This window comes from Fischerella sp. (assembly GCF_013388695.1).
GTDB lineage: Bacteria > Cyanobacteriota > Cyanobacteriia > Cyanobacteriales > Nostocaceae > PCC9605.
Map to the genome: position 1 here is coordinate 1 of NZ_JACAEU010000002.1, position 22,185 is coordinate 22,185.

The following is a 22,185-nucleotide window of genomic DNA, read 5'->3' on the forward strand; positions in this document are numbered from 1 at the left end:
GGCGTTGCTGAATTTGGTCATGAATTATGTGTGCATACATTTTTGTAGTTCGATGCCAAATCATTGTAGAGACGTAGCATTGCTACGTCTCTACATACCCGTGAATTGTAAATTCATATCTTGATTCAGCAACGCCACTGTTTCAGTACATATTTGCTGAAATCACCGACTGCAAAATTCTAGTGACTAGACTTGTCAAATTCAATTTTTTACTTACCTAGTAGCAATTTAAACACTATTTTGATGTTCGCATTTTTAGATGTTTACAAATAAAATCAACAATATACAGCTACGTGTGTCGCGCCAAGCTTGGGAAAATTTTTCACATTTTTGACAAAAGCATCCGGATAAGCACTGAATAGGATTGTTAGTTTATACAGTACTCCCTGCACAGTCAGTTAAATAGTCAAAGGAAATTGTAGAGAATATGAACTCAAAAACACTGGAGCGTAACATCTTAAAAGATTCAATAGTAGTAGCATCTGCTGAGCAAATCTCTTCCGATCTAGGCGGCGAAGCAGTAATTCTCAATATCAAGTCGGGTACTTATCATGGTTTGAATGAGGTAGGAGCGCGGATCTGGAATTTGATTCAAAAACCAAAGACTGTGAAAGACATCACGGCGATTCTACTGGAAGAGTATGAAGTTGAAGCTGAACAGTGCGAGCGCGATGCGATCGCATTGCTAGAAGACTTGTTTGGTGCGGAATTAATCAATGTCACGAATGAGACGGCTGCATAAGTTACTCAGGCTAGGGGCTGGAGAACGCAACCTTTTAGTCACAACCTTCATCTTACTAGGTAGTATCAGGCTAGGGCTGTGGTTGTTACCCTTTAAAAACCTGTTAAAGCTGTTAGAGAAAATTAATCAGCTAAGTAAGCGATCGCATTCTCCCAATCAAGTCACCCTAAGCAAAATTATTTGGGCTGTTAACGCTGTAACTCGCTACATGCCTGGTGTCAAGTGTCTGGCTCGTGCCTTGACTACCCATGTACTTATGAACCAGTACGGATACGCACCACAACTCCGTATTGGTGTTGCCAAAGCAGACTCAGGAAAACTAGAAGCTCATGCTTGGATTGAGCATCAGGGAAGAGTTGTAATCGGTAATCTTTCGGATCTTTACCGCTTTATCCCGTTGCCATCCTTAGAAGGAGTGAAACTATGAGTGGCATCATGGGAACTTACCATCTTGATGGTTGTCCTGTAAATCGCAAATATCTAGAGAAGATGGTAGATGTCTTGGCACATCGAGGCCCAGATGGTGCAGATATTTGGGTTGGAGAGTCTGTTGGTTTCGCACATCGCCTGCTGTGGACAACACCAGAGTCTTTACTAGAAAAGTTACCTTTTGTTGACCAAGGTGATAATTTCGCGATTACATCAGATGCTCGCTTAGATAATAGAGAAGAATTGTTATATAAGTTACAAGTATTTAACTTATTGCCTGATAAAATTACGGATAGTCAAATCATCTTGGCCGCTTATCAAAAATGGGGTGAGCAATGCCCAGAGCATCTACTGGGTGATTTCGCCTTTGCGATTTGGGATAAGCAAAAACAAATTCTTTTTTGTGCCAGAGACCATTTTGGAGTCAAGCCTTTTTACTACCACCATCAGCCAGGCAAAGCCTTTGTATTTGCCTCAGAGATTAAGGCACTGTTTTGTTTACCGCAAGTACCGCGTCAACTCAATGAGGTCAGAATAGGCGATTATTTGGCATTGATGATGGAAGATAAAGCCATCACTACATATAAAGATATCTTGCGACTTCCCCCTGCTCACAGTATGGTGGTCAGCCAATCAGGAATACAGTTATGGTCTTACTGGTCACTTGATTTGCACCGGGAGATTCGCTTAGCTTCCAACGAAGCTTACGCAGAGGAATTTCGGCAAATCTTCACAGAAGCGGTACGTTGTCGTTTGCGTAGTGCCTTCCCTGTTGTCAGTCACCTGAGTGGTGGATTAGATTCTTCTGCCGTTACCTGTGTGGCACGGGATATACTTGCGGAAACTGGAAAAACCCCACTGCATACCATATCAAGTATTTTTGACAAAATTACTGAATGTGATGAGCGTCCTTTTATCAATGCTGTATTAGAACAGGGAGGACTCATTCCTCACTACGTTCATGGTGATGAGTTCGGCCCGTTATCCAATCTAGATAGCATTTTTCAGTATGAAGATGAAGCCTTACTAGGGCCGAGTCATTTCTATCCTTGGATAGTGAACTGCACTGCCAAGGAATTAGGATTGCGGATTTCCCTTGATGGTTTTGATGGTGACACCACAGTCAGTCATGGTGTAGCTAGATTGACAGAATTGGGACGCCAAGGAAAATGGCAAACTCTCATTCAGGAAGCAAAAGCCATTGCACCACACCATAATATTTCACCATATGCAGTGTTTCGGCATTATGGATTACCATTCCTGCGGGATTTAGTCAAGCAGTGGCGATGGATAGAATTTGCTAGAGCAGTGCAACTAATTCACAAGCATTTTGGTGCTTCACGCAAACTGTTAATTATTTATCACGGAATTAAACCTATTTGGGAACAAATACAGCGATTTTGGAAGGGAGGGCACAAACAAAGAACATCTTCTCATTCCTCTTTGTCTGAGACTCCCTTAGTTAACCATCACTTTGCCGAACGCATTCGTCTAGATGAGCGAATTCAAACGTTAAACCCTCCTCGCGAATCACCGCTGACGTTAAAAGAAGAACATTGGCGCAGTTTAAATCAAGGTATATTAGCCTACACTCTAGAACAAATGGATCAATATGCGGCGATGTTTTCTTTAGAAGCCCGCCATCCATTTATGGATAAGCGATTAATAGAATTTTGTGTAGCATTACCCGCTGAGCAAAAGTTATACCAAGGATGGGGACGAATGGTGATGCGTCGTGCTTTAGCAGGTATCCTTCCGGAAAAAATTCAGTGGCGTGGTGGAAAAACAAATATGTCGCCAAATTTTAACGATGGGTTACTCAACCGCGATCGCCAAATTCTCGATCAGGTGATGTCCCACAAAGTTAAGCATCTGGAAAAATACATTAACTTAGATTTCCTGCAAGCAGCTTATCAACGGATGATCTCAGCAGGAAACCAAGTTAGTGACGATGACTGTATGGCAGTTTGGCAGGCTGTTAGCCTAGCTTTGTGGATTGACTACAAAAAAGTCATTCCTTAAGTCCAAATTCTTGGCAGGTTGTGGATTAGAACTACTAAGTCACTCCGTAAGTCCAAGCAGCGAGGAACACCACCTCAATTTTAATCGGCTAAATCTCACAGAACAGGAGTTCAAATCATGAAAAAAACCTACAGCACACCCATACTCACTACTCATGGCAGTGTAGAAGCTATTACCCAAATGTTTGGTACTAGTAAACGAGAAGATTTCTTATTCTTCAGTGGAAATGCTTCCTCCCCCAACGGAACCGTTAGTCTTACTGGCGGTACGGGTTCTGTAGACGGTATTCTGTTCAGGTGCGATGAGAACGGTCTACCAGAGAAGTGCCCAAAGAAGTAGATCATATAAACCTATAACCTCAGGCTTCTGACCAATTTGCTAAAACACCAATTCACCAATCCCAGAGAGCGATTTTTTTGAGTTGGAGCAACAAAATTTTAGTGTTTCTAAGTCAAGATTAATCTGTTTTCTCAGCTTTCAGTTCTAACACTAAATTGGTGTTTTAGCACTCATTTTGAGTTTTCAACTTGAAACTCAGCATGTGACCTTGCCAATCTTTGAGATTGGCAAGATGTAGCTTGGAATTTTTATACATCACTACTAAAAAAAATATTGTAAATTCCACTTCTTGGCAGGCTGTGGTTTTAGATATAGCGGTATTTATCACCCTTAGGCTACACCGTAAGTCCAAGCATGGGGCACTACCGTCTACAAACTACATCAATTTACACTCAAAATCAGGAGACATATCATGAAAAATCCATACAGCGCTCCCCAACTGACTTTTCACGGAGATGTTACCGAGATTACACAAATTCTTGGTGGTGAATCCAGGAAAGATTTTTTGTTTTTCTCTGGCAATGCTGTATCTGATGGTAATGACCTCGGTTCAAGGGATGTATTCTGCGATGGTCAAGGAGGTGGATTGGGGAATTGTAAATAAATAGTTCTATCAGCCAAATCTTGGGATTAAAGCTGTAGAAACTATTTAGTGAAAGGGACACAGAGACAACACCAACTTGATGGATTGTCTCTGTGGTAGTTCAACTGGACTAATGCAGAATGTAAAACTTCTGCTTTTGTAAATAATAGACTAGTACAACACCACAGAGATGATGACAGATAAATTTTTTCTGAAAAGCTTTGTTAAAAAGTCATCTGAAAAATGGCAAACTGTCAAAATTAATACGGTGAAGTACTAGTAGCAGATGTTTTTCTTGTTGAAGGAAAGCCTCCAAAATCTCGTTACCAGGTTGAACCTGGTAACGAAAATTACCCGCCCCTGACTCTTGTTAAGAAGGGTGCAAGATATCTACGCTGATTTACTATCTAGGAGTGTAATTTAACGAACACAAGATGTTTGGTGAATTTGGAGCAAATCTCTTTTGCGATCGCAATTTAAAAAAGTCAGGATATGAAATTTTATAAAGCCTACAACTTGTGCATAGCTTCCGAATTGCAATTTCCTGAATTGATTGAAACTGAGGGTGAGCCAGATGCGATCGTCCGGTTTGGCAATATAGATGATGCGATCGCAACGCAATACGAGAGTGGCAAAAGTTTTTTGGGGGAAATACCAGAAGTAGGTAAGTTTTTTATTCACTCCGGACGGGAAATAGTTATCAATACTGTACCGGGTGTAGACGAGGCGCTTATTCGCACTCTACTTCTAGGCCCTGTATTGTGCGTACTGCTGCGACAGAGGGGACTCCTAGTTATACATGCTAGTTGTATTGACATCAACAACAAAGGTGTAGCGTTTATGGGTGGTTCCGGTTGGGGAAAGTCCACCTTGGCAACAGCTTTTCACAATCACGGCTACTCTGTTTTAACAGATGATGTACTGCCCATCCAACTTGAAGGAAGGCAGGCGATAGTTTTTCCTGCCTATCCTCAGTTTAAAGTGTTTCCAGAAGCCTTAAGTTGTTTGGGACACGATACCAAAAGCTTATCGCCAATTTACCAAAACGCGCCAAAACTATCTTACAAATTTACTAGTGGTTTCCAGCAAACTCCGCTACCACTACAACGGATTTACGTGTTGGATAAGGGAAGTGAGCATGCGATTACCAAAATCCAGCCCCAAGAAGCCTTTGTGGAACTGGTGCGTCATACCCGCGCCATGAACTTATTAACAGAGAAGGAATTTGTCACTAGCCATTTACATCTTTGTACTCAGTTAATTCAAAGTGTAAGTTTCTGTCGTTTTACTCGTAAACCTTCTTTGGAAGATTTACCAGATTTAGTGAAGTTAGTTGAAGATGATATTGCCCAACTGACAGCACAAGATGATAGCAGGAACGTCGATCAAACTTCCTCTAGTTATTCCTTAGCCACCAAAGATTGAATTTGCAGGGTTTTGATATCTTGAAGAGCAAACTTCGTAGTGCAAATACTTTACTAAGCGATTTAATAAAAACTCTCAGCCTTGTCTGGGCGGCATCTGGTTACTGGACTATCGCTTGGATGGTGATGTTACTGGTGCAAGGATTGCTTCCAGCTATCTCCATTACTCTCACCCGACAGGTAGTTGATAATCTAGTCGTAGTTGCTGGCAGTGGTATTTCTGCGGCAAGTATTCAGAAGATTCTCATGCCAGTGGCGTTGATGGCGGGCATCATGCTAGTAGGAGAGTTTTTGAACAGTTCTGGTGAATGGATTCGCACTGCTCAATCAGAATTGGTAGGGGACTATATCACTGATTTGATTCACAAACAATCAGTGACTGTGGATTATGGCTTTTATGAATATTCTGAGTATAATGACAAACTTAATCGGGCACGGGAAGGGGCAAGTGGGCGATCGCTAGCATTACTAGAAAGCGCGGGCACTTTGCTGCAAAACAGCATCACATTGTTTGCTATGGCAGCAATCTTGCTTCCCTACGGGCTATGGCTACCCACAATTTTAATCATCAGTGCTTTACCGGCATTCTATGTATTAATGTATCTCAGCAAAATTCAATATCAATGGTCACAGCGGACAACAACTGATCGCCGCTGGTTAATGTATTATGACTATTTGCTCACAAACAGTTCTACAGCGGCGGAAGTACGGTTATTTGACTTTGCGAATTATTTCCAGTCGTCTTATCGGAGTTTGCGCCGACGACTTGTCAAGGAACAATTTCAGTTATTAAAATTACAAACTTTAGGTCGCTTTGTTGCTGCGATCGTCGCACTGATTATTACTGGTGGGGCGTTAGCTTGGATGGGGCGGCAAGTATTACTAGGTATTCTCACTCTCGGGGATCTAGCTCTGTTTTACCAGGCATTCAATCAGGGACAAGGTATTGTCAAGGAATTACTAAGCAATCTGGGAAAAATTTATCGCAATGGCTTGTTTATTGGTAACTTGTTTGAGTTTTTACAGATCCAGCCCAAAATTGTCGATCCTGCCAAACCCATCGCCGTACCCGTAAAACCCCAACAGGGAATTAGATTTCGGCAGGTTACTTTCCGTTACCCCGGTAGTACGGAACCTGTGTTAGAGAATTTTAACTTGACGATTCCAGCTGGGAAAATAGTGGCGATCGTTGGTGATAATGGTGCTGGAAAAAGTACTCTCATTAAGCTTTTGTGCCGTTTTTATGACCCTGAGTCGGGAAGAATTGAACTAGACGGCATTGATGTGCGTGACTTTGCTGTGCAAGAATTTCGCAGATTAATTACTGTTTTGTTCCAATCTCCAATTCACTACCACACCAGTGCTGGAGAAAATATCGCTTTGGGTGATATCTCAGCAGAATTCAATCAAGCAGAGATTGAAGCAGCTGCAAAAGCCTCGGGTATCCACGATAAAATTATGCGCTTACCCTTGGGTTATCAGAGCATGTTAGGTAAGTTGTTTCCAGAGGGAACCGATTTAAGTGGTGGTCAATGGCAGCGTTTGGCACTAGCGCGGGCATTTTTTAGACGCGCTCAAATCGTGATTTTAGATGAACCGACTAGCGCTATGGACCCCTGGGCCGAATACGATTGGTTAGAACGTTTCCGCACTTTGGCCAGAGGTCGTATGGCAATTGTGATTACCCATCGCTTCACTTTGGCAATGCAGGCAGACATTATTCATGTAATGCGTGATGGTCAGGTTGTCGAATCTGGTAGCCACGATCAATTGCTAGCTTTAGATGGTCTGTATGCCCAATCTTGGAAAGCACAAATGGAATCTAGTGCCAGCCCGGTAATGGAAAGTGGAATTGTTTAGAAATTAGCTAGTTTTGAAAAAGTAATTAAAAGGTCTTTTGCTTACGAAGTGTTATTTAGAGGTGTCAATCATGCTTAAGTATGAGGAACTAAATTTACAACAGGTCGTTAGCGAACGTGACCCTTTTACAGAAGAACGCTATCGCCAGTTTTATCACTTTCTTCCTGCCAATGTACGTACTGTCCTTGATATAGGATGCAATACTGGCAAAGGTGGTCAAGTTTTAAAAAGTCTCAATCAAAGTTTGCAAATTTCTGGACTCGATTGTGTTAAAGATAGGTTAGAACGGCTACCTAGCCAAGCTTATCAAGAAGGCATTCACGGTTTATCAACAAATATTCCTTGTGGCGATCGCACTTTTGATGTGGTTGTCGCCGGAGAATTTATTGAACATTTATATCCAATAGATGTTGACAAGACTCTGGCGGAGGTATTTAGAGTTTTGAAGATTGGGGGTAGATTTTTGCTCACAACTCCCAATCCTCTAGATATCAAGAAAAAAATTCGCGGTGAAAGCGTTTTAGATGATGAAAGTCATGTTTCCCAGCATTTTCATGATGCGTTGAAATGGAAGCTCAAGATGATAGGCTTTTCTCGCATAAAAGTCTATGGTAGTGGTAAGGTTTCACGATATCTTGGCTACTATTTTCCTTTATTGCATGTGTACGGTAGCTACTTGGCAATGGGAGATAAAAAATAACCATCACAGAAGATAGAGTCTGCTGAAGAATTAAAAATATCATCCTTGCACACACACCGATCGTAGATAGGTGTTGCTGATTGAAAGTATGAAACTGTTAACATGAGATTTACAATCTACTGCCGTAGAAGCAATTCATGAATTACTTCTACAAAATTCATACCTCGATTCAGCAACGTCCATAGATAAAACACACTTAAGTAATACAGCTAATTATCAAAATGCCAACTCTAACAAAACCTCAAACCAAAATATTAGGCATAGATGTTCGTCCGGAAATGCAGCTGATTCTGTGCTGTGCGCGTAACGAGATAGATGAAGCTGACGCACAACTAATTAAAACTTTAATTCAACAAGAAAACATAGACTGGCAAGCTGTAATCAGTTATGCATATAAAAACGGGTTAATGCCTCTTTTGTATACAAACCTGAATGCGATCGCACCAGAGACTGTTCCTAAAGATGCTCTCAATCTACTCCGACAACTTTTCTACGCAAATACTCAACGCAGTTTGCTATTAGCTGGAGAACTTGTCAAAATTCTAGGTTTGTTACAAGAGCAAGAAATAATAGCCGTTCCATATAAGGGACCAGTATTGGCTACCTCGTTATACGGTAATGTTGGACTGCGAGAGTTTTGCGATCTAGATATCATAGTTCAGCAGCAAGATGTTTTAAAGGTCAAAAAAGTGCTGCTTGCTCAAGGATATCGACCAAAGGTTGAAATGACTGAACCAGAGGAAATCGCCTATCTGAAATCTAAAGGTGGACATACTTATGACTTTATAGACCTTGACAAAGGTATTTTAATAGAAGTCCACTGGCGAATTACACCAGAATATACATCCCCAATAGAACCTAAGCACTTTTGGAAAAACCTGAAGCCATTTTCCTTTGCTGGTTTGACTGTACCTTATCTACCACTAGAAGATTGGCTGCTAATTCTATGCGTGCACGGATCTAGACATCGTTGGCAAAAACTAAGCTGGCCTTTCGATATCGCTCAACTCATCCGCATTACTAAGGAAATTAATTGGCAAAAACTCATCCAACAAGCTAATGAATTTGACTGTAAAAGAATGCTTTTTATCGGTCTTTTCTTAGCTCATCATTTTGCAGGAATAACCTTACCAGCGGATGTTTTAAAACAAATTGCAGCAGATTCAGAAGTAAATTCTCTAGGCTCAGCGATATGTCAAGAGCTTTTGAGTAAAGACTATCCGCAAAAAAAAGTGATGGCCAGAACAGTCTATCAGATTAGAGTGAGGGAACGCTTGGAAAACAAATTTTTGTATTTTCAATGTTTTCTACGCTGGTTATTGTTTACAAAAGATAAGAATTAATTTCAGTTAAGTTCTGGCAATCTGTGCAAATTTGGACTTAAGTGTAAGTTTTGAAGATGTGATCGCCGAATCTTCTGTTGCTCCATTTGGTGTTCTTGCCATTGCAAACCAATAATCGCGGCTACGGAGAGTACGTAACCTGGTTCCTCGGTTTGAGTAAAAATACATGCAAAGATAGGTATAGAAAGTAGAATCCATTTAGAAGCATCATTTATACAAAATCGCCTCCAAGTAATGAACAGGAGATACACATAACCGGCGACACCCAATAAACCCCAATCTCCCCAAATTCCCGCCCAACCAAAAAATGGTGACCATAAGCGGCTGCGATCGCCTATCCAGGTTGAACGCACTGCCTCCCAAACTGCCTGAGAAGCAGGATGGATTGTGGCACCTAAAGGTTCTAACAGATCTGCGTAGTCTCTGAGCATCCATCCTCCTAATCTACCAACTGTGTGTCCTGGACCTAATCCCAGCAGCCAGTTTAAAGGCGATTTATAGAAAGAGGGAAAAATGGAAAATACTGAAAACTTGAGGTCAAAGCCATCTTGTCTCTGGCTTGGGTCTGAAAAAGTTAGTAGACCTGGAGCAATAGTGTGGGCTGCCCAGTAAAGCACACCCGAAAAAACTATCAAAATTAACGAATATTGTACTACTAAAGTAAAACTCTTGTTATCTAGTTTTAATTTTGTTAACATTAGTAATACTAAAGAAACTAAAAATATTATGAAACTGGATTTAGCATCAGTAATAAAAAGATGAATAATAGCAACTAAAACTACAGCAATTTTTATCCATAAATTAGTTTTTCTGCCATTGCTATTATTGAAGAAATAATAAATAGCAAAAATTACTGATACTCCAGAGGAAACATCACAACCTGCACCTTGTCCGAGAAACACTCCAGTAATGAAGTCACCAGGCGCAGGCATTCCTTCACCCCAGCGCAAAATAAACTTCTGGACATAGGCAAATAAAATATTAATAAAAGCAAAACTTAGTAACCAATAACGAAGAGTTGTTAAACTTTTTTCAGAGGGAGTGATACTAATAATTGCTAACAAAAATATAAACCATTCAGCACGCAGTAAATAATCTATAAATATATTAATTATCCCAGCTTTATTGAGCATCGCACTAGCGATGACAACTGCCAACATAATCATTAAGCCTGCTAGCAAATCTAAGACTGCATAAACTCGAATTTTAGTTCGAGTTTGTACAACTGTATATACAGCAACAGCAGGAATGAGAATAAAATGTGCAAAATTAATAAAGGAAGGGATACCAACTGATGTTAACACTCGCACAAAAAAAGCGCTGGCAAAGGCTAGCAGTAAGAGAAAGGAATTTTTAATCAACATAACTGCGATCGCGACAATAGATTAATTGCTACAGGCTAATTCGTAAATTTCCATCAATTTGTAATAGTTCTGTTTAGCTGTATACTTTGCTTCATACTCACTTCGTGCTTCTTGGCGCATCTGACTCAATTCTTTTGGATGAGTTAAAAGCCATTCAACTTTCGCTGCTAAATCTTTTGGATTGCCCGGTATGAATTTTAGCCCAGTGCGTTGGTGGTCTATAAGTTCAGCAATTGCGCCAATCTCTGCGGCTATTACAGGTGTTCCTTTCGCGAAGGCTTCTACAGCTACTCGACCAAAGGTTTCGTACCAGTTGGAGGGAAAGATTAAAAATATTGCTTCACCCATAAGGTCATAAACTTCTGACATGGGTTTGCGGCCAAGCCATTCAATGTGAGGCATATTCTTGCTGTTCTCAGCCAGGTGGCCAGCCAAAGGGCCATCGCCGATAATTTTTAAAGGAAGCTTGATTTGTAAGTGCTTCCAAGCTGCAACTAAAGTGTCTAAACCTTTTTCCACAGATAGCCGCCCTACGAATAAAGCATAGCCCCCTTTTCCTTGCCCTGGTTTGGGGTCAGGGTGAACGAAGTTTGATTTAACAACAATTTTGTTCGCGGGAAAACCTCCGGCAATAAACTTCTGACGGGCAAACTCAGTCAAAGTAATGTAAATGTCTACCATTTTTGTCCAGGTGCGGAGGGTACGGTGTACCATGAGCATACTTGCAACTGCGGCGCTGGCAACTCGATTATCACGGTAACAACCGTGTACTACACCAGGTAAGGGTACAAACTTACCCAGACAGTCTTCACAAATACTGCCATCTCGAAAAAACAGGGCATTGGGACAAAGCAAACGGTAGTTTCGCAGAGTCTGAACTATAGGTACTCCCTCATTCTTGGCTGCATAGTAAACAGAAGGGGAGATTAATGGAAAAAAATTCTGTACGTGTACTATATCGTGAGTTTGTTTTCTGAGTCTTTGTTTGATAATTTGATGAGCTTCTTGCGACCAAATTGTCCGGGATGCTAGACCTAATGGACTCATTGTGGCGATGCGGTCATTGTTTTCTTCGTAGACTTCCACCTCATGCCCCATTTCTCGCAGTAAGCCTTCCTCGGCTTGGCGGGACTCGTCCTCACCACCGCGAATTTGATAGCGGTTATGTACGCTGAGAATACGCATTCCCGTGAAAATCCTTAAATCAAGTAAAAGTATTCAATAAATATCTCTTCAGGGATTACACCTAATATATCTGGAAAGTAAACACCTGGGAGCGCATTTAAAAGTCTAAATTTTTCTGTTAAGTAGATGCATGTTATGTTCTGCCAATGGCGGTTGTTGGTTTTTGGCGAGAATTTCTTGATACAGCTCGGCTATATACTGACCTTTTACTTCCCAGCTATAGAATTCGCGAACTCGCTTTTGTCCTGCTTGTCCCATGTGCGATCGCAGTTCTGAATCTTTAGCCAAGCAGCTGATTGCATCAGCTAGACTACTTACTACCTGTTCTGGGGTTTGAGCTGGTATCTTTAAACCAGTTTCTTCAGTCACCTGGACAGCAGGGCCTCCTAAATCTAAACAAATCACTGGGCGACCTACCGCCATTGCTTCCAAGCAAACCAATGCCCCAGAATCATGTAGGCTAGGATGAAGCAATACATGACACTCGCTGAGTTTACTTAAGGTTTCATCTCTAGACAACTGTCCCCAAAATTTAACTCGCTGGGCAACATTAAGTTTCTTTGCCAAGGCTTGCAATCTTTTTTTTTCAGGCCCTTCTCCCAAAATCCAATACTCAGCATCATCAGGTAAATCTGCTGTGGCGAACGCTTGCATTCCCAAATGAAGTCCTTTCCAATGCAGCAGTCTTGCTATACTAATGAACCGTACTGGGGAATTTTTTAGCTTAGCACACTGGGCAAAGCGCTCAATTTCTTCTTGTGATATAGCGATCGCGGAACATACCTCTACATTGCTTGCTCTCATTTGATACAGCCGCTTGGCTGTATCCTCAGTTGTCGCCCGCACTAAAATACTCCGCCGCGCAGTCAAACGGGTAAACGGATCGATTTCACCCAGTCTGTGAGCCAAACTTCGCAAAATTTCGTAAACTTTACCGCGCCAGCCGAAATCTTGCCAAAATGGCTTGGGCGCAGATTCCCCTCCCCCAACGGGACCCCAAATAAATGGCACTGGTAAAAGTGAGAGAAAACTAGGCGACCAATATTTGACGTAAGTCACATGATGTATGAGGTCAAAGTTCACTTCTTGATGCAGTTTACGAGCAGCAAAATAAGCGATAATTTGCCAGAGATAGTAATGAATTTGTACTCCTTTGCCTTTATAGTTCCAGCATCTTGCCCAGGAGGGTAGGTCGCAGTGAACAACGTGCAGTCCAGAAATTGGATTTTTGACTAGTTCAGCTTCTATGGACGGTCGGTTGTCTGCACGAGTAAATATCCATACATCACAGTATTTGACCAGTTGCTGTACCATGTTCCAAGCAACCCCAGGTTCAGAACCCATGCCAGGTCTGCAAGCGTAGGCAGAAATGAGAACCTTTGGGCGCTGAGCATTATTAGTGGGTTGGGCTGATATCATACAAATTTCCTCATAAAGTTTCGTAGACGGAAACCACCTGTTCTGCTGTTTTTTCCCATGTGAAGGACTTTGCTCTGGTAAGTCCTTTGTCAATTAATTCCTGACGAAAGTCAGGGTTGCTGTTGAGGCGGATAACAGCATCAGCGATCGCTTCTACATCCGTTGGTTTCACCAAGATCGCAGCATCGCCTGCAACCTCTGGTAGAGAAGTGGTATTCGAGGTGATTACTGGCGTTCCGCAAGCCATTGCTTCTAAAATTGTGATGCCAAAACCTTCGTACAATGAAGGTGACACCAAAATATCAGCAGCATTGTAGATTTGCACTAAAGTAGCATTGTCTGGTTTGCCCAGATAGGTAATATTATTTTCTAACTTGTGAGTATGAATAAATATTTTTTGCTCACTATTAAAGTCTGCACCTGTTTTAAACAGATGCACAGATACGTCTTTAGCTTTGAGAACAGCCAAAGCTCGTAAAATAGTAAAAATATTTTTGCGGGGTTGATTGGAACCAACATTAAGCAGACAAATTGTCTGTGGTGAAATTTGATGTTGCTGGCGAAAAGCTTGAATTTCTGCGGCTGGCAGAGGACAAAAACTAGGATCAACTGCGTTGGGAGCCACTGTTAAACGTTCTGATTCCAATCCCAAAATTTGTCTGACATCTTTGGCGGTATGTGCAGAGACGGTAATAATGTGGTTTGCCAGGCGTATCCCTTTAACCGCAAATTTCCAAAAGGCTGTACTAAAGAAGCTTAGACGAGAACCTTCCTGAATATTTTCAGGTTGCAGGAAGTTAATTAAATCGTGGCATGTCACAACAATAGGTTTACCTGTGCTTTTAAGCCAGTAAGTGATGTGACCATCACTATGATCGATGATGTGAAATATATCTGCCTTTTGGTGTTTGATAATAGCAGGGTAATGCCAGTAGCGCTCGTAGTATTTATGTACTCCTTTGAACCAGGAACTTTTGTTACCAAGAGAGTAGGATTTTGGAGTTAATTCAACAATTTCCCAATCGGGACGGACGGTTTTGAGTCCGCTTACCAAGCCATCAGCATAAACATCCATGCTGATGGATGCTCCTGGCAACCTGCGTACAATTGCCACGCGCATGATTAATTCTCCTGCTTATTTAATATGCGTTTTTTCGTAAATGCCTAATCTAGTGGCATCCGATACTTGAGTCAAAACCCTAATTGTAATTTTTTATCTCATGTTTTGCTCAACTAGTATGAAAATGCTGGAGAAAAGTTCAGCTTTTACTTAGTACAAAAATAGATATCTTCACTATTGCTATCTTCACTGATTAATCGGTATCTTTCTGCTAATTCAGTCCCTATTTTCTGGATATAATCTTCTACTTTTACTTTAAATCCTGCTGCTTCCAACCGATTCTTATAGTCTCTTCCGTATTGCCTAACGTGGTCTTTTTGACCGTAAAACTTGATTCTGTCTTCTTCTGAAACGATGCTAGGATCTTCAAGGGTTTTTTCAAGAGTAGCATCGAGAGGAACTTGTAAAATTGCCCATCCAGTAGGTTTGAGAACTCTATGAAGTTCCTTCATGGCTTTGTGGTCATCTGGAACGTGTTCTAAAACATGATTGCAGAGAATGACATCAAAGGAATTATCTGCAAAAGGCATATCTGTAACATCAACATTAACCATTGAACGGGGTGCTGATAAGTCAGCAGTCAGGTAATCCAAATTAGGCAGCGATCGCAAGACTCGATAGAGTTGAAATTCTGGTGCAAAATGTAAAACTTTCAGTTTTTCACTCAACAAATTTGTTTCGTCATGTAAATAGAGCCACAACAAACGATGCCTTTCTAATGAGAAGCATTTGGGACATTCCGCATTTGGTCTTTTGTTAATTCCTGCTGGTAAGAATGTCCGAAAATTGCCTTTACAGCAAGGGCAGCTATACTCTTTACCTGCATAAGCAAGTGAATTTGCTACTGATACACAATTTTTAACTATTTGCGAAAGGTAGTATTTCGTTTGTATTCCTATGCCAAAATTGGCATTTGACTCAATCATAATTTACCTCTATTTTTCAAAGTATTATATATGGTTATAATCTCCAAATTCAGATTTATACTTGCGTTTGTTGATTTGGCTTTCTCCTACTTTTCTACTCAGAATTATAAATTAGTAATATACAGAACTAGCGTTCTAAAATTAGCGAATTTACGTAATAATATACTGCTCGCAAGTAAATATCCAATCTCTCAACTATGGAACTAGAAGATAGATAATTTTTGATAGTTTTAATATTTTCAGTATCATTCCCAGTTATCCAATTAAAAGCAGTTGCCCCAGAAACTAACTTATTAGCAAATCTTCTGAAGGATGGAAATTCTTGTCTTATCCATAAACCTGTATAAGTATACTCTTTAACTCTTACGAATCGTACATTACCTCTCAAAGTTCCCATATTACTACCGTGTATTCTTTGCAATGTTAGGTCATTACCCAAGATAAAACCTTTGCTAAGGGCTGCTGCCATTAACTTGACATAATGGTCACTGCCCGGAGTTGCTTTGGTAGTTGGCATAGGCAGTATTTTCTCTAGTACCGATCTTCTGAAACACAGTGCAGATGATGGAGGAAAATTAGGCGGCATTCTACCAGCCTTAATCCTTGCCCGAAAATCACATTCACGAGATATGTAGTTTGGTGTAGTAGTGAGATTTAAAGGATTACCCTTTTCATCTATTAAACTGACACTGTGGAAGCACCAAGCAATTTCTTCATAAGATTCAAATATATTTACAGCCTCCGCTACTTTGTGAGGTAAAAAAATATCATCAGAATCTAGAAAGCAAATGATATCGCCTCGACTAGTTGTAAAACCTGCATTATAATTGGATGGCTGCCCACCATTTTCTTTGAACACAGGAATTATTCTTTCACCATAGCTACTAATAATTTCCCGAGATTTATCTTTTGAACCATCATCTACAATAATAACTTCAATATTTTGATATGTTTGGTTGAGCGCACTATCTATTGCTTCCTTCAGAAAGCGCTCATAATTATAGTTGCCTATAATTATGCTCACTAGAGGATTTTTTTCATCTTTGTGTTGTTGTTTTTCCATAATTGTTGTGCCTTCCGAATAAATTTCATTGATTATCATGAATCAAAATATATATGTGAAACTAATCTCTTATAGAAGTACCACCGAAGTAAAGCCGCATTTTTTCAATAATAGTTACATATCTAACAAAAAACATTACTAAGATAAACTGTAATTTTTGTTTACTTCCATTTAATTTTTGATTGTTCCAAATTCTATAAAAACTTCTAAAAGGTGGTGTAAAAGTTCCTGCTAAATCTCTCACAATTTCCATTGAGGAAGGATTTTTACTCATCATTAAATCATGCTTACCACCAACAAACCTAGCTACTCGCTTATAAAGTTGAGAAAATGAATATCTAGCAGGATGTTTTACAATAGCATCATCTGCATAAATCTGTTGATAACCAGCCTGAAAAACTCGCTCTCCCCATTGGCGATCGCCACCAGATTTAAGTTTATCATCGAAGCAACCAACACTATTAAAAACATGCTTAAATGTAAAAAGATTGGCAGTTACACCAAAGTGCTTATTCTTGAGATTATCTTCCTGTTCAAAATTCAAATCAATACTTTCATAAAGCTCTACAGGGCTTGGTCGCTCTGGATTTTTGAAAAATAAATCTATTCTACCAGCTACTAACCCGCAATCAGGAGTAATGAGAAGACTTGCTACCCCTTTTTCGATCCAATCTGAAGCTGGAATACAATCTGAATCTGTAAAAGCTAAAATTTCGCCTTTTGCTAGTGATATTCCTTTATTTCGTGCTGCATAGGAACCAGGACGAGCTTCGTAGACTGTAGAGGCTTGATCAAAACAATTAACTACACTCTTGACATCTTCCTCAGAATCATTATCTACAACTAATACTTCATAAAGATTTTTTAGATATGTTTGATTTTCTAAAGCTTCTAGGCAAATTTTCAACTTTTCATTATTATTAAAAACAGGAATGATAACTGACACAAATTGTTTGTATGTATTGGTTTTTGACATATTGTATTTCCTCTTCTTTGCTCATAGATATTAATATAAATAAACCTAAATATTTTTAGATTTTTAGATGCAAAATATAAAATAATTACTATAATTGTAATACTTATGCAATCATTTTATATATATTAAATAAATCTTCATTAAGTTTATTGATGTTGTAATGTTCCTCTACATACCTACATCCCGCTTCTCCCATCTTTAACCAATCTTCTGAATGCTCAATCAAGTAATTCAATCGCTCGGCTAAAGCATCAACATCTCTTTCCGGTGCTAAAAAACCAGTAATTGCATCTTTCACAAGCTCCGGTATTCCACTATGTTGAGTACTGACTACAGGAAGACCCATCGCCATAGCTTCCATTAACACTACAGGAATGCCCTCTTGATCTCCATCTTTACTAGTCACACTTGGAGCTAACAGAATATGACTGTTGTTGAGTATTTCAACAACTTCATCCTGCTGTTTCCAACCAAGTAGCTTTACTGTATTCTCAACACCTAATTGTTTTATTCTTTCTTGTAAATAACCCATTAAAGGTCCATCACCGATAATGTTATACTCTATTTTGTGGTTGGTTTTGGCTAACTTAGCAATAGCACGAATTCCATACTCTACACCTTTTTTTTCAACTAATCTTGCAATTGTGACTATTTGGACTTGACCATCATCACTTGGATAACGTGGAGTGAAGGAAAATTTTCTACAATCAACTCCCATCCGGTGGACAATGATTTTATTTTCATTGCATCCTAATTCGATAAGTTTATTTTTCCAATGTTCGCTAATTGGCAGAAATAAATCCCCGATTTCAAACAAATCCTCGTATGGATTTTTACCAGATTTTTCAAGGTAGTACGTAATGTCATAACCATGAAAAGACGTAATTAATTTTCCTTGAATTAAGCCAAGTTTTTTTAGTAAAATACCTTTTATACCATTTGGACCAAAATGACAGTGGATAATGTCGTAATTTTTTGCAGGTAAAAATGGTGCGGCTATGTAAGGTAGCATCCATATTGGTAATGAAGCTTCTTTTGCATGCTGAAATCCCTTTACCAAACAATAAAGGAATTTAGGATATTTCAAGGAATTTTCAAGGATTAATCTGAGACTTTTGAGTAGGTTAACAAAGGGGTTTTTACTTGTTGTATGAAAATAATAGGTTCGCTTCATTAGGTTGAAATTATTTACATCTGCATGTACTTTTAATTCATGAGATGGGTTAGCATAAATATCAACTTCGTTTCCTTTTTCTATTAAGCCTGTAATTTGGTTTAAAATAAAAGTTTGAGATAAAACTGGAAAGTTATTGACTATAAAAGCAATTTTCATAATTGTTCACATCTCATAGTTATTGGCGTGATTTTCACTTAGTGCCTGCGACAATGAAATCTGAAAACTAAATTTAATTTCAGTGAATGTCCTTAGATAAGCTGGAAAATTATTCCAAGAAGTCACTCTGAAATTAGTCTCAGATTTTTGAATATAACTTGTACTTATTCTTTAAGTATTTAACCTTTTTCTTAATTTTCATCAGAGTTCTAAAAAAGTAGATTTTAGAAACTAGTACAGTTCTTTTAGATAGCGAAAGCTCTTTTCGATATAAGTCAAATATTAGTTTCTTGCTTTTTATATTTCGACCTGTTTTGACATTATTGAAAGTTTTCGTACCTTCAATCAGCCGAAAATTGCCCCAAACTTCATCAACATATTTAACTGTTGCATGTTTTACAGATCGGAGTATAAAGTCTAAGTCCATTGCATAATCTTCATCTACCTTATACATTCCTATTATTTGATGTAATGAGGTGTGATAAAAATATGCAGATGGGTTTGCAGGGAAAGGATTTATATCTGAGCCTAGTAATAAATCCTCCAGTTTTAGTCTGGAGGGTTTATTTACATTATTGATGTGACCGTTATTACCCCATATGTTACAGTTACCAACAAGTAAGCTTGGTTCCGGTAAATCTTTAAATATTTCCAAAACTCGATTTAATACATTTGGCTCATAAAAGTCATCAACATTCAAAATGCCTAAGATCTCTCCCTTAGCCATCGCAATTCCTTTATTCATTGCATCAGATTGTCCTTTATCTTTTTCAGAAATCCATCGAATATGTGGATATTTGTACGCATACAATTTGATAATTTCTACGGTTCTATCTTTAGAATCTCCGTCTACAATGATGTGTTCAATCTCTGAACAGTTTTGTTCAATGACATTTTTAATGCAGGCTTCAATGAAGCGATCGCCATTATAAACTGGTGTGATGATACTGATCATGTTTAGCTGAACTTGGGTATAAGAAGACTTACTTTAGTTAAAAAACTCAACATTTATTTTGGTATAAAACTTATCTCCATGTCCAATATTTATCGAATATGACTCAATGATTTTGAACTTATACAGTCCGTACACAACCAAATTTATCTTAACAATTTATCTTTTTTATTAATATATTAATTCACTCATTAATTTCTTCACTGCTTGTGTATTGACTGACCAATTAAGACGGGTTTGATATTCATTAAATGCAGATAGTGCCAATTTTTTATACTGAGTATAATCCGAGAATAAATTAAAAATATATTTGCAGTATTCTTCAATATTCACATCTTTTGAAAATGTCTTACCATTCACACTATCTCTAACCATTGTAGGTATTCCACCAATATTTGTTGTAATACATGGTATTCCAAATGAATTTGCTTCAGGAATTACATTAGGAGTACAGTCTGCTCTTGTAGGCAAAATCAGAAAATGAGATTCAGATAATAATTTATCCATCTTGTCTGAACCTTCTTTTGTAGACTTGCTAATGTAACCTAAAAACCTAACAAAGCTAGGAAGAGGTTCATCAGTTATGAGGGGATCGCATCCAACTACTGTTAGTTCAGTGTCTAAGCCTGCTTCGTTTAATGTTTTAGTTACTTGAACAGCTATATCTCCACCTTTTCTGTACCAATCTGCGCCCAAGAATAACAACTTACATTTATTTGAGGGTCTCAATTCTACTATCGTTTTAATATCATTAAGTTCTCTATTACAATGAATGTTTGCCCCAAATGGAACAACTCGAACTTTAGACGGATGAATTTGATAATTCTCAAGAGCTGTTTGAGCAGCCCATTCAGATGAGTATATGACTAAACTGCACCTACTTAATGCATTTCTTTCATTAGCTATGCTATCCCTGATAGTTTCTTTGCAAATATCATTACTGTTTAATGTTGGATAGAAATCTAAAGCTGCTGCAAAGGTAGCATCCGTCCAAATTACAATAGGTAGATTGGATTCAAGATAAGCAATCGGTTGAGAAGCAAAACTCACTGGACTAAACACTATATCGACATTTATGCCAGATAATTTTTTAGAAATTTGCCGTGCGTACTCTTTAAGCAGAAGTTGATCTCTGTTATAGGAGTAACGTCTTTTAGAGAATTTATTGTAGAAGCGTGTTTTTGTTTTAAATAGCAATGAATGTATTTTGGGAACACTAAAAGGACCAATATACTCCATTGATTCACATTGATCTTTTAGAGCTTGAGTCATGTAGTAAGTACGTACTCCATACCCGTCTGGAGTCGTAGCATCATGGCTAGTTACACAAGCTATCTTCATCAACATTTCCTCCAAGTAGATCTTAATTTCTGTCTTTTCTCAAGTGAACGAGCAAATGTGATGTTCCTCTAGTTTATGAGGACAACTACATCCTAAGCCAGTTATCGGGAACTAAATCGCTTGTGTCGTAGTCAATACCACTGAACCATTTAACTGGAGCAATAACTATCTTTTCAGGATTGGAATTCAGCCAAGCTCCCCACCAACTAAAAGAACTGTTAGCAATAATCTGATGTTGGCATAAACTCATTAACCTAAGATCCTCATAATTTCTAGTTGAGCCATTATGGTCAACAATTATTATGGGGAACTTTAGGTGGAGATTTTCTTTGACCCAATGAGGATCATCTGAAAAGATAAAGAAATGAGGTTGAGATACACGATCGCTAATGTAGCTAATTGCGCGATCGTAGTAGTCCAGATCGCAAAAACCGTGTTTGGGAGCTATAGTTGGATGCTCTACATAATCTCCTCGGCGAATGTGAATTGATACCGAATTTGTCTTACCAATCAATTCAGCGATATGCTGACTTTTAGGATCTTGAGGGTACTTGACTGTAAATTCTCTTCGTATAATGTCCTGAATGTCTCTAAAGTATTTCTCCGATTGCCAATAACCATCTAGGTAGACATTATTAGGAGCTTGAAAAAAGTTAGGATCAAAGTGAAAATGCTGCTCTTGGAGAATAGAATCCTCAAACTGGAATTCAGAAAACTTCCGATCAGCTTTCGAGCGATATAATAAGCTTTTAAGTCTTTGTCCCATTGGCTTAGACTTCCGCTGTTTGAAAATTTCAATTTCTTGGGGAGTAGCAATGTGTTCCCAGATATGGAAACAGTTAAGTGCATAACTCCGATATTCACGAATATCTTCAAACCTCGAAATATCTAATTTCAGAAGGGTAGAGTGTATTTCAGCAAGCCGCCTACCAGCAGCATACTGAAACATCTGATTTCCAAGTCCACAAGTTAGTCTAACTATAATCATTGATTACTCTTAAATCCTCTATATTGAAATATTTGATGACATAAACCTTTCAATATGAAGACAATTGCCATTACTA

Annotated in this window: 20 protein-coding genes; 9 read left to right on the forward strand and 11 right to left on the reverse strand. The window is 38.9% G+C overall.

Annotated features, from left to right (window positions below):
• Nucleotides 1-427: 427 nt before the first annotated feature.
• The 9 genes from HXY43_RS00075 (at nt 428) to HXY43_RS00115 (ending at nt 9,442) form a co-directional block, all read left to right on the forward strand.
• The gene (locus HXY43_RS00075; protein ID WP_290878510.1) at nt 428-742 is read left to right on the forward strand and encodes a lasso peptide biosynthesis PqqD family chaperone; all 315 of its coding nucleotides are present in this window, start codon (nt 428-430) and stop codon (nt 740-742) included.
• Nucleotides 726-1,169, forward strand: a complete 444-nt coding sequence (locus tag HXY43_RS00080; RefSeq protein WP_290878595.1) for a lasso peptide biosynthesis B2 protein — start codon at nt 726-728, stop codon at nt 1,167-1,169. The genes HXY43_RS00075 and HXY43_RS00080 overlap by 17 nt, the downstream gene beginning before the upstream one ends.
• The gene (locus HXY43_RS00085) at nt 1,166-3,193 is read left to right on the forward strand and encodes a lasso peptide isopeptide bond-forming cyclase (RefSeq protein WP_290878512.1); all 2,028 of its coding nucleotides are present in this window, start codon (nt 1,166-1,168) and stop codon (nt 3,191-3,193) included. Before HXY43_RS00080 ends, HXY43_RS00085 begins: the two co-directional genes overlap by 4 nt.
• 117 nt (nt 3,194-3,310) lie before the next feature.
• A complete protein-coding gene (locus HXY43_RS00090) occupies nt 3,311-3,532 on the forward strand; it encodes a lasso peptide (protein WP_026733936.1) in 222 nt (73 codons plus the stop codon).
• A 412-nt stretch (nt 3,533-3,944) separates the two neighbouring features.
• Nucleotides 3,945-4,136 carry a lasso peptide gene (locus HXY43_RS00095; RefSeq protein WP_290878516.1) on the forward strand — a complete coding sequence of 64 codons (192 nt, stop codon included), beginning with the start codon at nt 3,945-3,947 and terminating at the stop codon, nt 4,134-4,136.
• A 471-nt stretch (nt 4,137-4,607) separates the two neighbouring features.
• Complete coding sequence (locus HXY43_RS00100) at nt 4,608-5,540, forward strand: hypothetical protein (protein WP_290878518.1); 933 nt, start codon at nt 4,608-4,610, stop codon at nt 5,538-5,540.
• Nucleotides 5,537-7,399: an ABC transporter ATP-binding protein gene (locus HXY43_RS00105; protein ID WP_290878520.1), complete on the forward strand. Its 1,863-nt coding sequence runs from the start codon at nt 5,537-5,539 to the stop codon at nt 7,397-7,399. Before HXY43_RS00100 ends, HXY43_RS00105 begins: the two co-directional genes overlap by 4 nt.
• 70 nt (nt 7,400-7,469) lie before the next feature.
• On the forward strand, nt 7,470-8,099 hold the full coding sequence (locus tag HXY43_RS00110; protein ID WP_290878521.1) for a bifunctional 2-polyprenyl-6-hydroxyphenol methylase/3-demethylubiquinol 3-O-methyltransferase UbiG: 630 nt from the start codon (nt 7,470-7,472) through the stop codon (nt 8,097-8,099).
• A 221-nt stretch (nt 8,100-8,320) separates the two neighbouring features.
• Nucleotides 8,321-9,442, forward strand: a complete 1,122-nt coding sequence (locus HXY43_RS00115; protein WP_290878523.1) for a nucleotidyltransferase family protein — start codon at nt 8,321-8,323, stop codon at nt 9,440-9,442.
• Nucleotides 9,443-9,444: 2 nt separating this feature from the next.
• Here the strand turns inward: HXY43_RS00115 and HXY43_RS00120 are convergent, their stop codons facing one another.
• From HXY43_RS00120 to HXY43_RS00170, 11 genes are all read right to left on the reverse strand, one after another.
• Complete coding sequence (locus HXY43_RS00120; RefSeq protein WP_290878525.1) at nt 9,445-10,806, reverse strand: hypothetical protein; 1,362 nt, start codon at nt 10,804-10,806, stop codon at nt 9,445-9,447.
• 21 nt (nt 10,807-10,827) lie between these two features.
• Complete coding sequence (locus tag HXY43_RS00125) at nt 10,828-11,991, reverse strand: glycosyltransferase (RefSeq protein WP_290878527.1); 1,164 nt, start codon at nt 11,989-11,991, stop codon at nt 10,828-10,830.
• A gap of 105 nt (nt 11,992-12,096) precedes the next feature.
• The gene (locus tag HXY43_RS00130; protein WP_290878529.1) at nt 12,097-13,410 is read right to left on the reverse strand and encodes a glycosyltransferase; all 1,314 of its coding nucleotides are present in this window, start codon (nt 13,408-13,410) and stop codon (nt 12,097-12,099) included.
• Between the two features lie 10 nt (nt 13,411-13,420).
• A complete protein-coding gene (locus tag HXY43_RS00135; protein WP_290878531.1) occupies nt 13,421-14,530 on the reverse strand; it encodes a glycosyltransferase family 1 protein in 1,110 nt (369 codons plus the stop codon).
• A 146-nt stretch (nt 14,531-14,676) separates the two neighbouring features.
• Nucleotides 14,677-15,456, reverse strand: a complete 780-nt coding sequence (locus tag HXY43_RS00140; RefSeq protein ID WP_290878532.1) for a methyltransferase domain-containing protein — start codon at nt 15,454-15,456, stop codon at nt 14,677-14,679.
• Between the two features lie 127 nt (nt 15,457-15,583).
• Nucleotides 15,584-16,519, reverse strand: a complete 936-nt coding sequence (locus HXY43_RS00145; protein ID WP_290878533.1) for a glycosyltransferase — start codon at nt 16,517-16,519, stop codon at nt 15,584-15,586.
• A gap of 61 nt (nt 16,520-16,580) precedes the next feature.
• A complete protein-coding gene (locus tag HXY43_RS00150; RefSeq protein ID WP_290878535.1) occupies nt 16,581-17,495 on the reverse strand; it encodes a glycosyltransferase family 2 protein in 915 nt (304 codons plus the stop codon).
• A gap of 103 nt (nt 17,496-17,598) precedes the next feature.
• A complete protein-coding gene (locus tag HXY43_RS00155) occupies nt 17,599-18,828 on the reverse strand; it encodes a glycosyltransferase (RefSeq protein ID WP_290878537.1) in 1,230 nt (409 codons plus the stop codon).
• A gap of 139 nt (nt 18,829-18,967) precedes the next feature.
• Nucleotides 18,968-19,783: a glycosyltransferase family 2 protein gene (locus HXY43_RS00160; RefSeq protein ID WP_290878539.1), complete on the reverse strand. Its 816-nt coding sequence runs from the start codon at nt 19,781-19,783 to the stop codon at nt 18,968-18,970.
• A 168-nt stretch (nt 19,784-19,951) separates the two neighbouring features.
• A complete protein-coding gene (locus HXY43_RS00165) occupies nt 19,952-21,121 on the reverse strand; it encodes a glycosyltransferase family 4 protein (RefSeq protein ID WP_290878541.1) in 1,170 nt (389 codons plus the stop codon).
• Between the two features lie 85 nt (nt 21,122-21,206).
• Entirely contained in the window at nt 21,207-22,109 is a 903-nt protein-coding gene (locus HXY43_RS00170; protein WP_290878543.1) for an alpha-1,2-fucosyltransferase, read from the reverse strand.
• Between the last annotated feature and the right edge of the window lie 76 nt (nt 22,110-22,185).

Coding starts and splice junctions, on each gene's coding strand:
- HXY43_RS00130 (WP_290878529.1), bottom strand. CDS start 13,410: ATGATATCAGCCCAACCCACTAATAATGCTCAGCGCCCAAAGGTTCTC.
- HXY43_RS00155 (WP_290878537.1), bottom strand. CDS start 18,828: ATGAAAATTGCTTTTATAGTCAATAACTTTCCAGTTTTATCTCAAACT.
- HXY43_RS00095 (WP_290878516.1), top strand. CDS start 3,945: ATGAAAAATCCATACAGCGCTCCCCAACTGACTTTTCACGGAGATGTT.
- HXY43_RS00170 (WP_290878543.1), bottom strand. CDS start 22,109: ATGATTATAGTTAGACTAACTTGTGGACTTGGAAATCAGATGTTTCAG.
- HXY43_RS00125 (WP_290878527.1), bottom strand. CDS start 11,991: ATGCGTATTCTCAGCGTACATAACCGCTATCAAATTCGCGGTGGTGAG.
- HXY43_RS00150 (WP_290878535.1), bottom strand. CDS start 17,495: ATGTCAAAAACCAATACATACAAACAATTTGTGTCAGTTATCATTCCT.
- HXY43_RS00145 (WP_290878533.1), bottom strand. CDS start 16,519: ATGGAAAAACAACAACACAAAGATGAAAAAAATCCTCTAGTGAGCATA.
- HXY43_RS00085 (WP_290878512.1), top strand. CDS start 1,166: ATGAGTGGCATCATGGGAACTTACCATCTTGATGGTTGTCCTGTAAAT.
- HXY43_RS00140 (WP_290878532.1), bottom strand. CDS start 15,456: ATGATTGAGTCAAATGCCAATTTTGGCATAGGAATACAAACGAAATAC.
- HXY43_RS00165 (WP_290878541.1), bottom strand. CDS start 21,121: ATGAAGATAGCTTGTGTAACTAGCCATGATGCTACGACTCCAGACGGG.
- HXY43_RS00080 (WP_290878595.1), top strand. CDS start 726: ATGAGACGGCTGCATAAGTTACTCAGGCTAGGGGCTGGAGAACGCAAC.
- HXY43_RS00110 (WP_290878521.1), top strand. CDS start 7,470: ATGCTTAAGTATGAGGAACTAAATTTACAACAGGTCGTTAGCGAACGT.
- HXY43_RS00075 (WP_290878510.1), top strand. CDS start 428: ATGAACTCAAAAACACTGGAGCGTAACATCTTAAAAGATTCAATAGTA.
- HXY43_RS00135 (WP_290878531.1), bottom strand. CDS start 14,530: ATGCGCGTGGCAATTGTACGCAGGTTGCCAGGAGCATCCATCAGCATG.
- HXY43_RS00090 (WP_026733936.1), top strand. CDS start 3,311: ATGAAAAAAACCTACAGCACACCCATACTCACTACTCATGGCAGTGTA.
- HXY43_RS00115 (WP_290878523.1), top strand. CDS start 8,321: ATGCCAACTCTAACAAAACCTCAAACCAAAATATTAGGCATAGATGTT.
- HXY43_RS00120 (WP_290878525.1), bottom strand. CDS start 10,806: ATGTTGATTAAAAATTCCTTTCTCTTACTGCTAGCCTTTGCCAGCGCT.
- HXY43_RS00160 (WP_290878539.1), bottom strand. CDS start 19,783: ATGATCAGTATCATCACACCAGTTTATAATGGCGATCGCTTCATTGAA.
- HXY43_RS00100 (WP_290878518.1), top strand. CDS start 4,608: ATGAAATTTTATAAAGCCTACAACTTGTGCATAGCTTCCGAATTGCAA.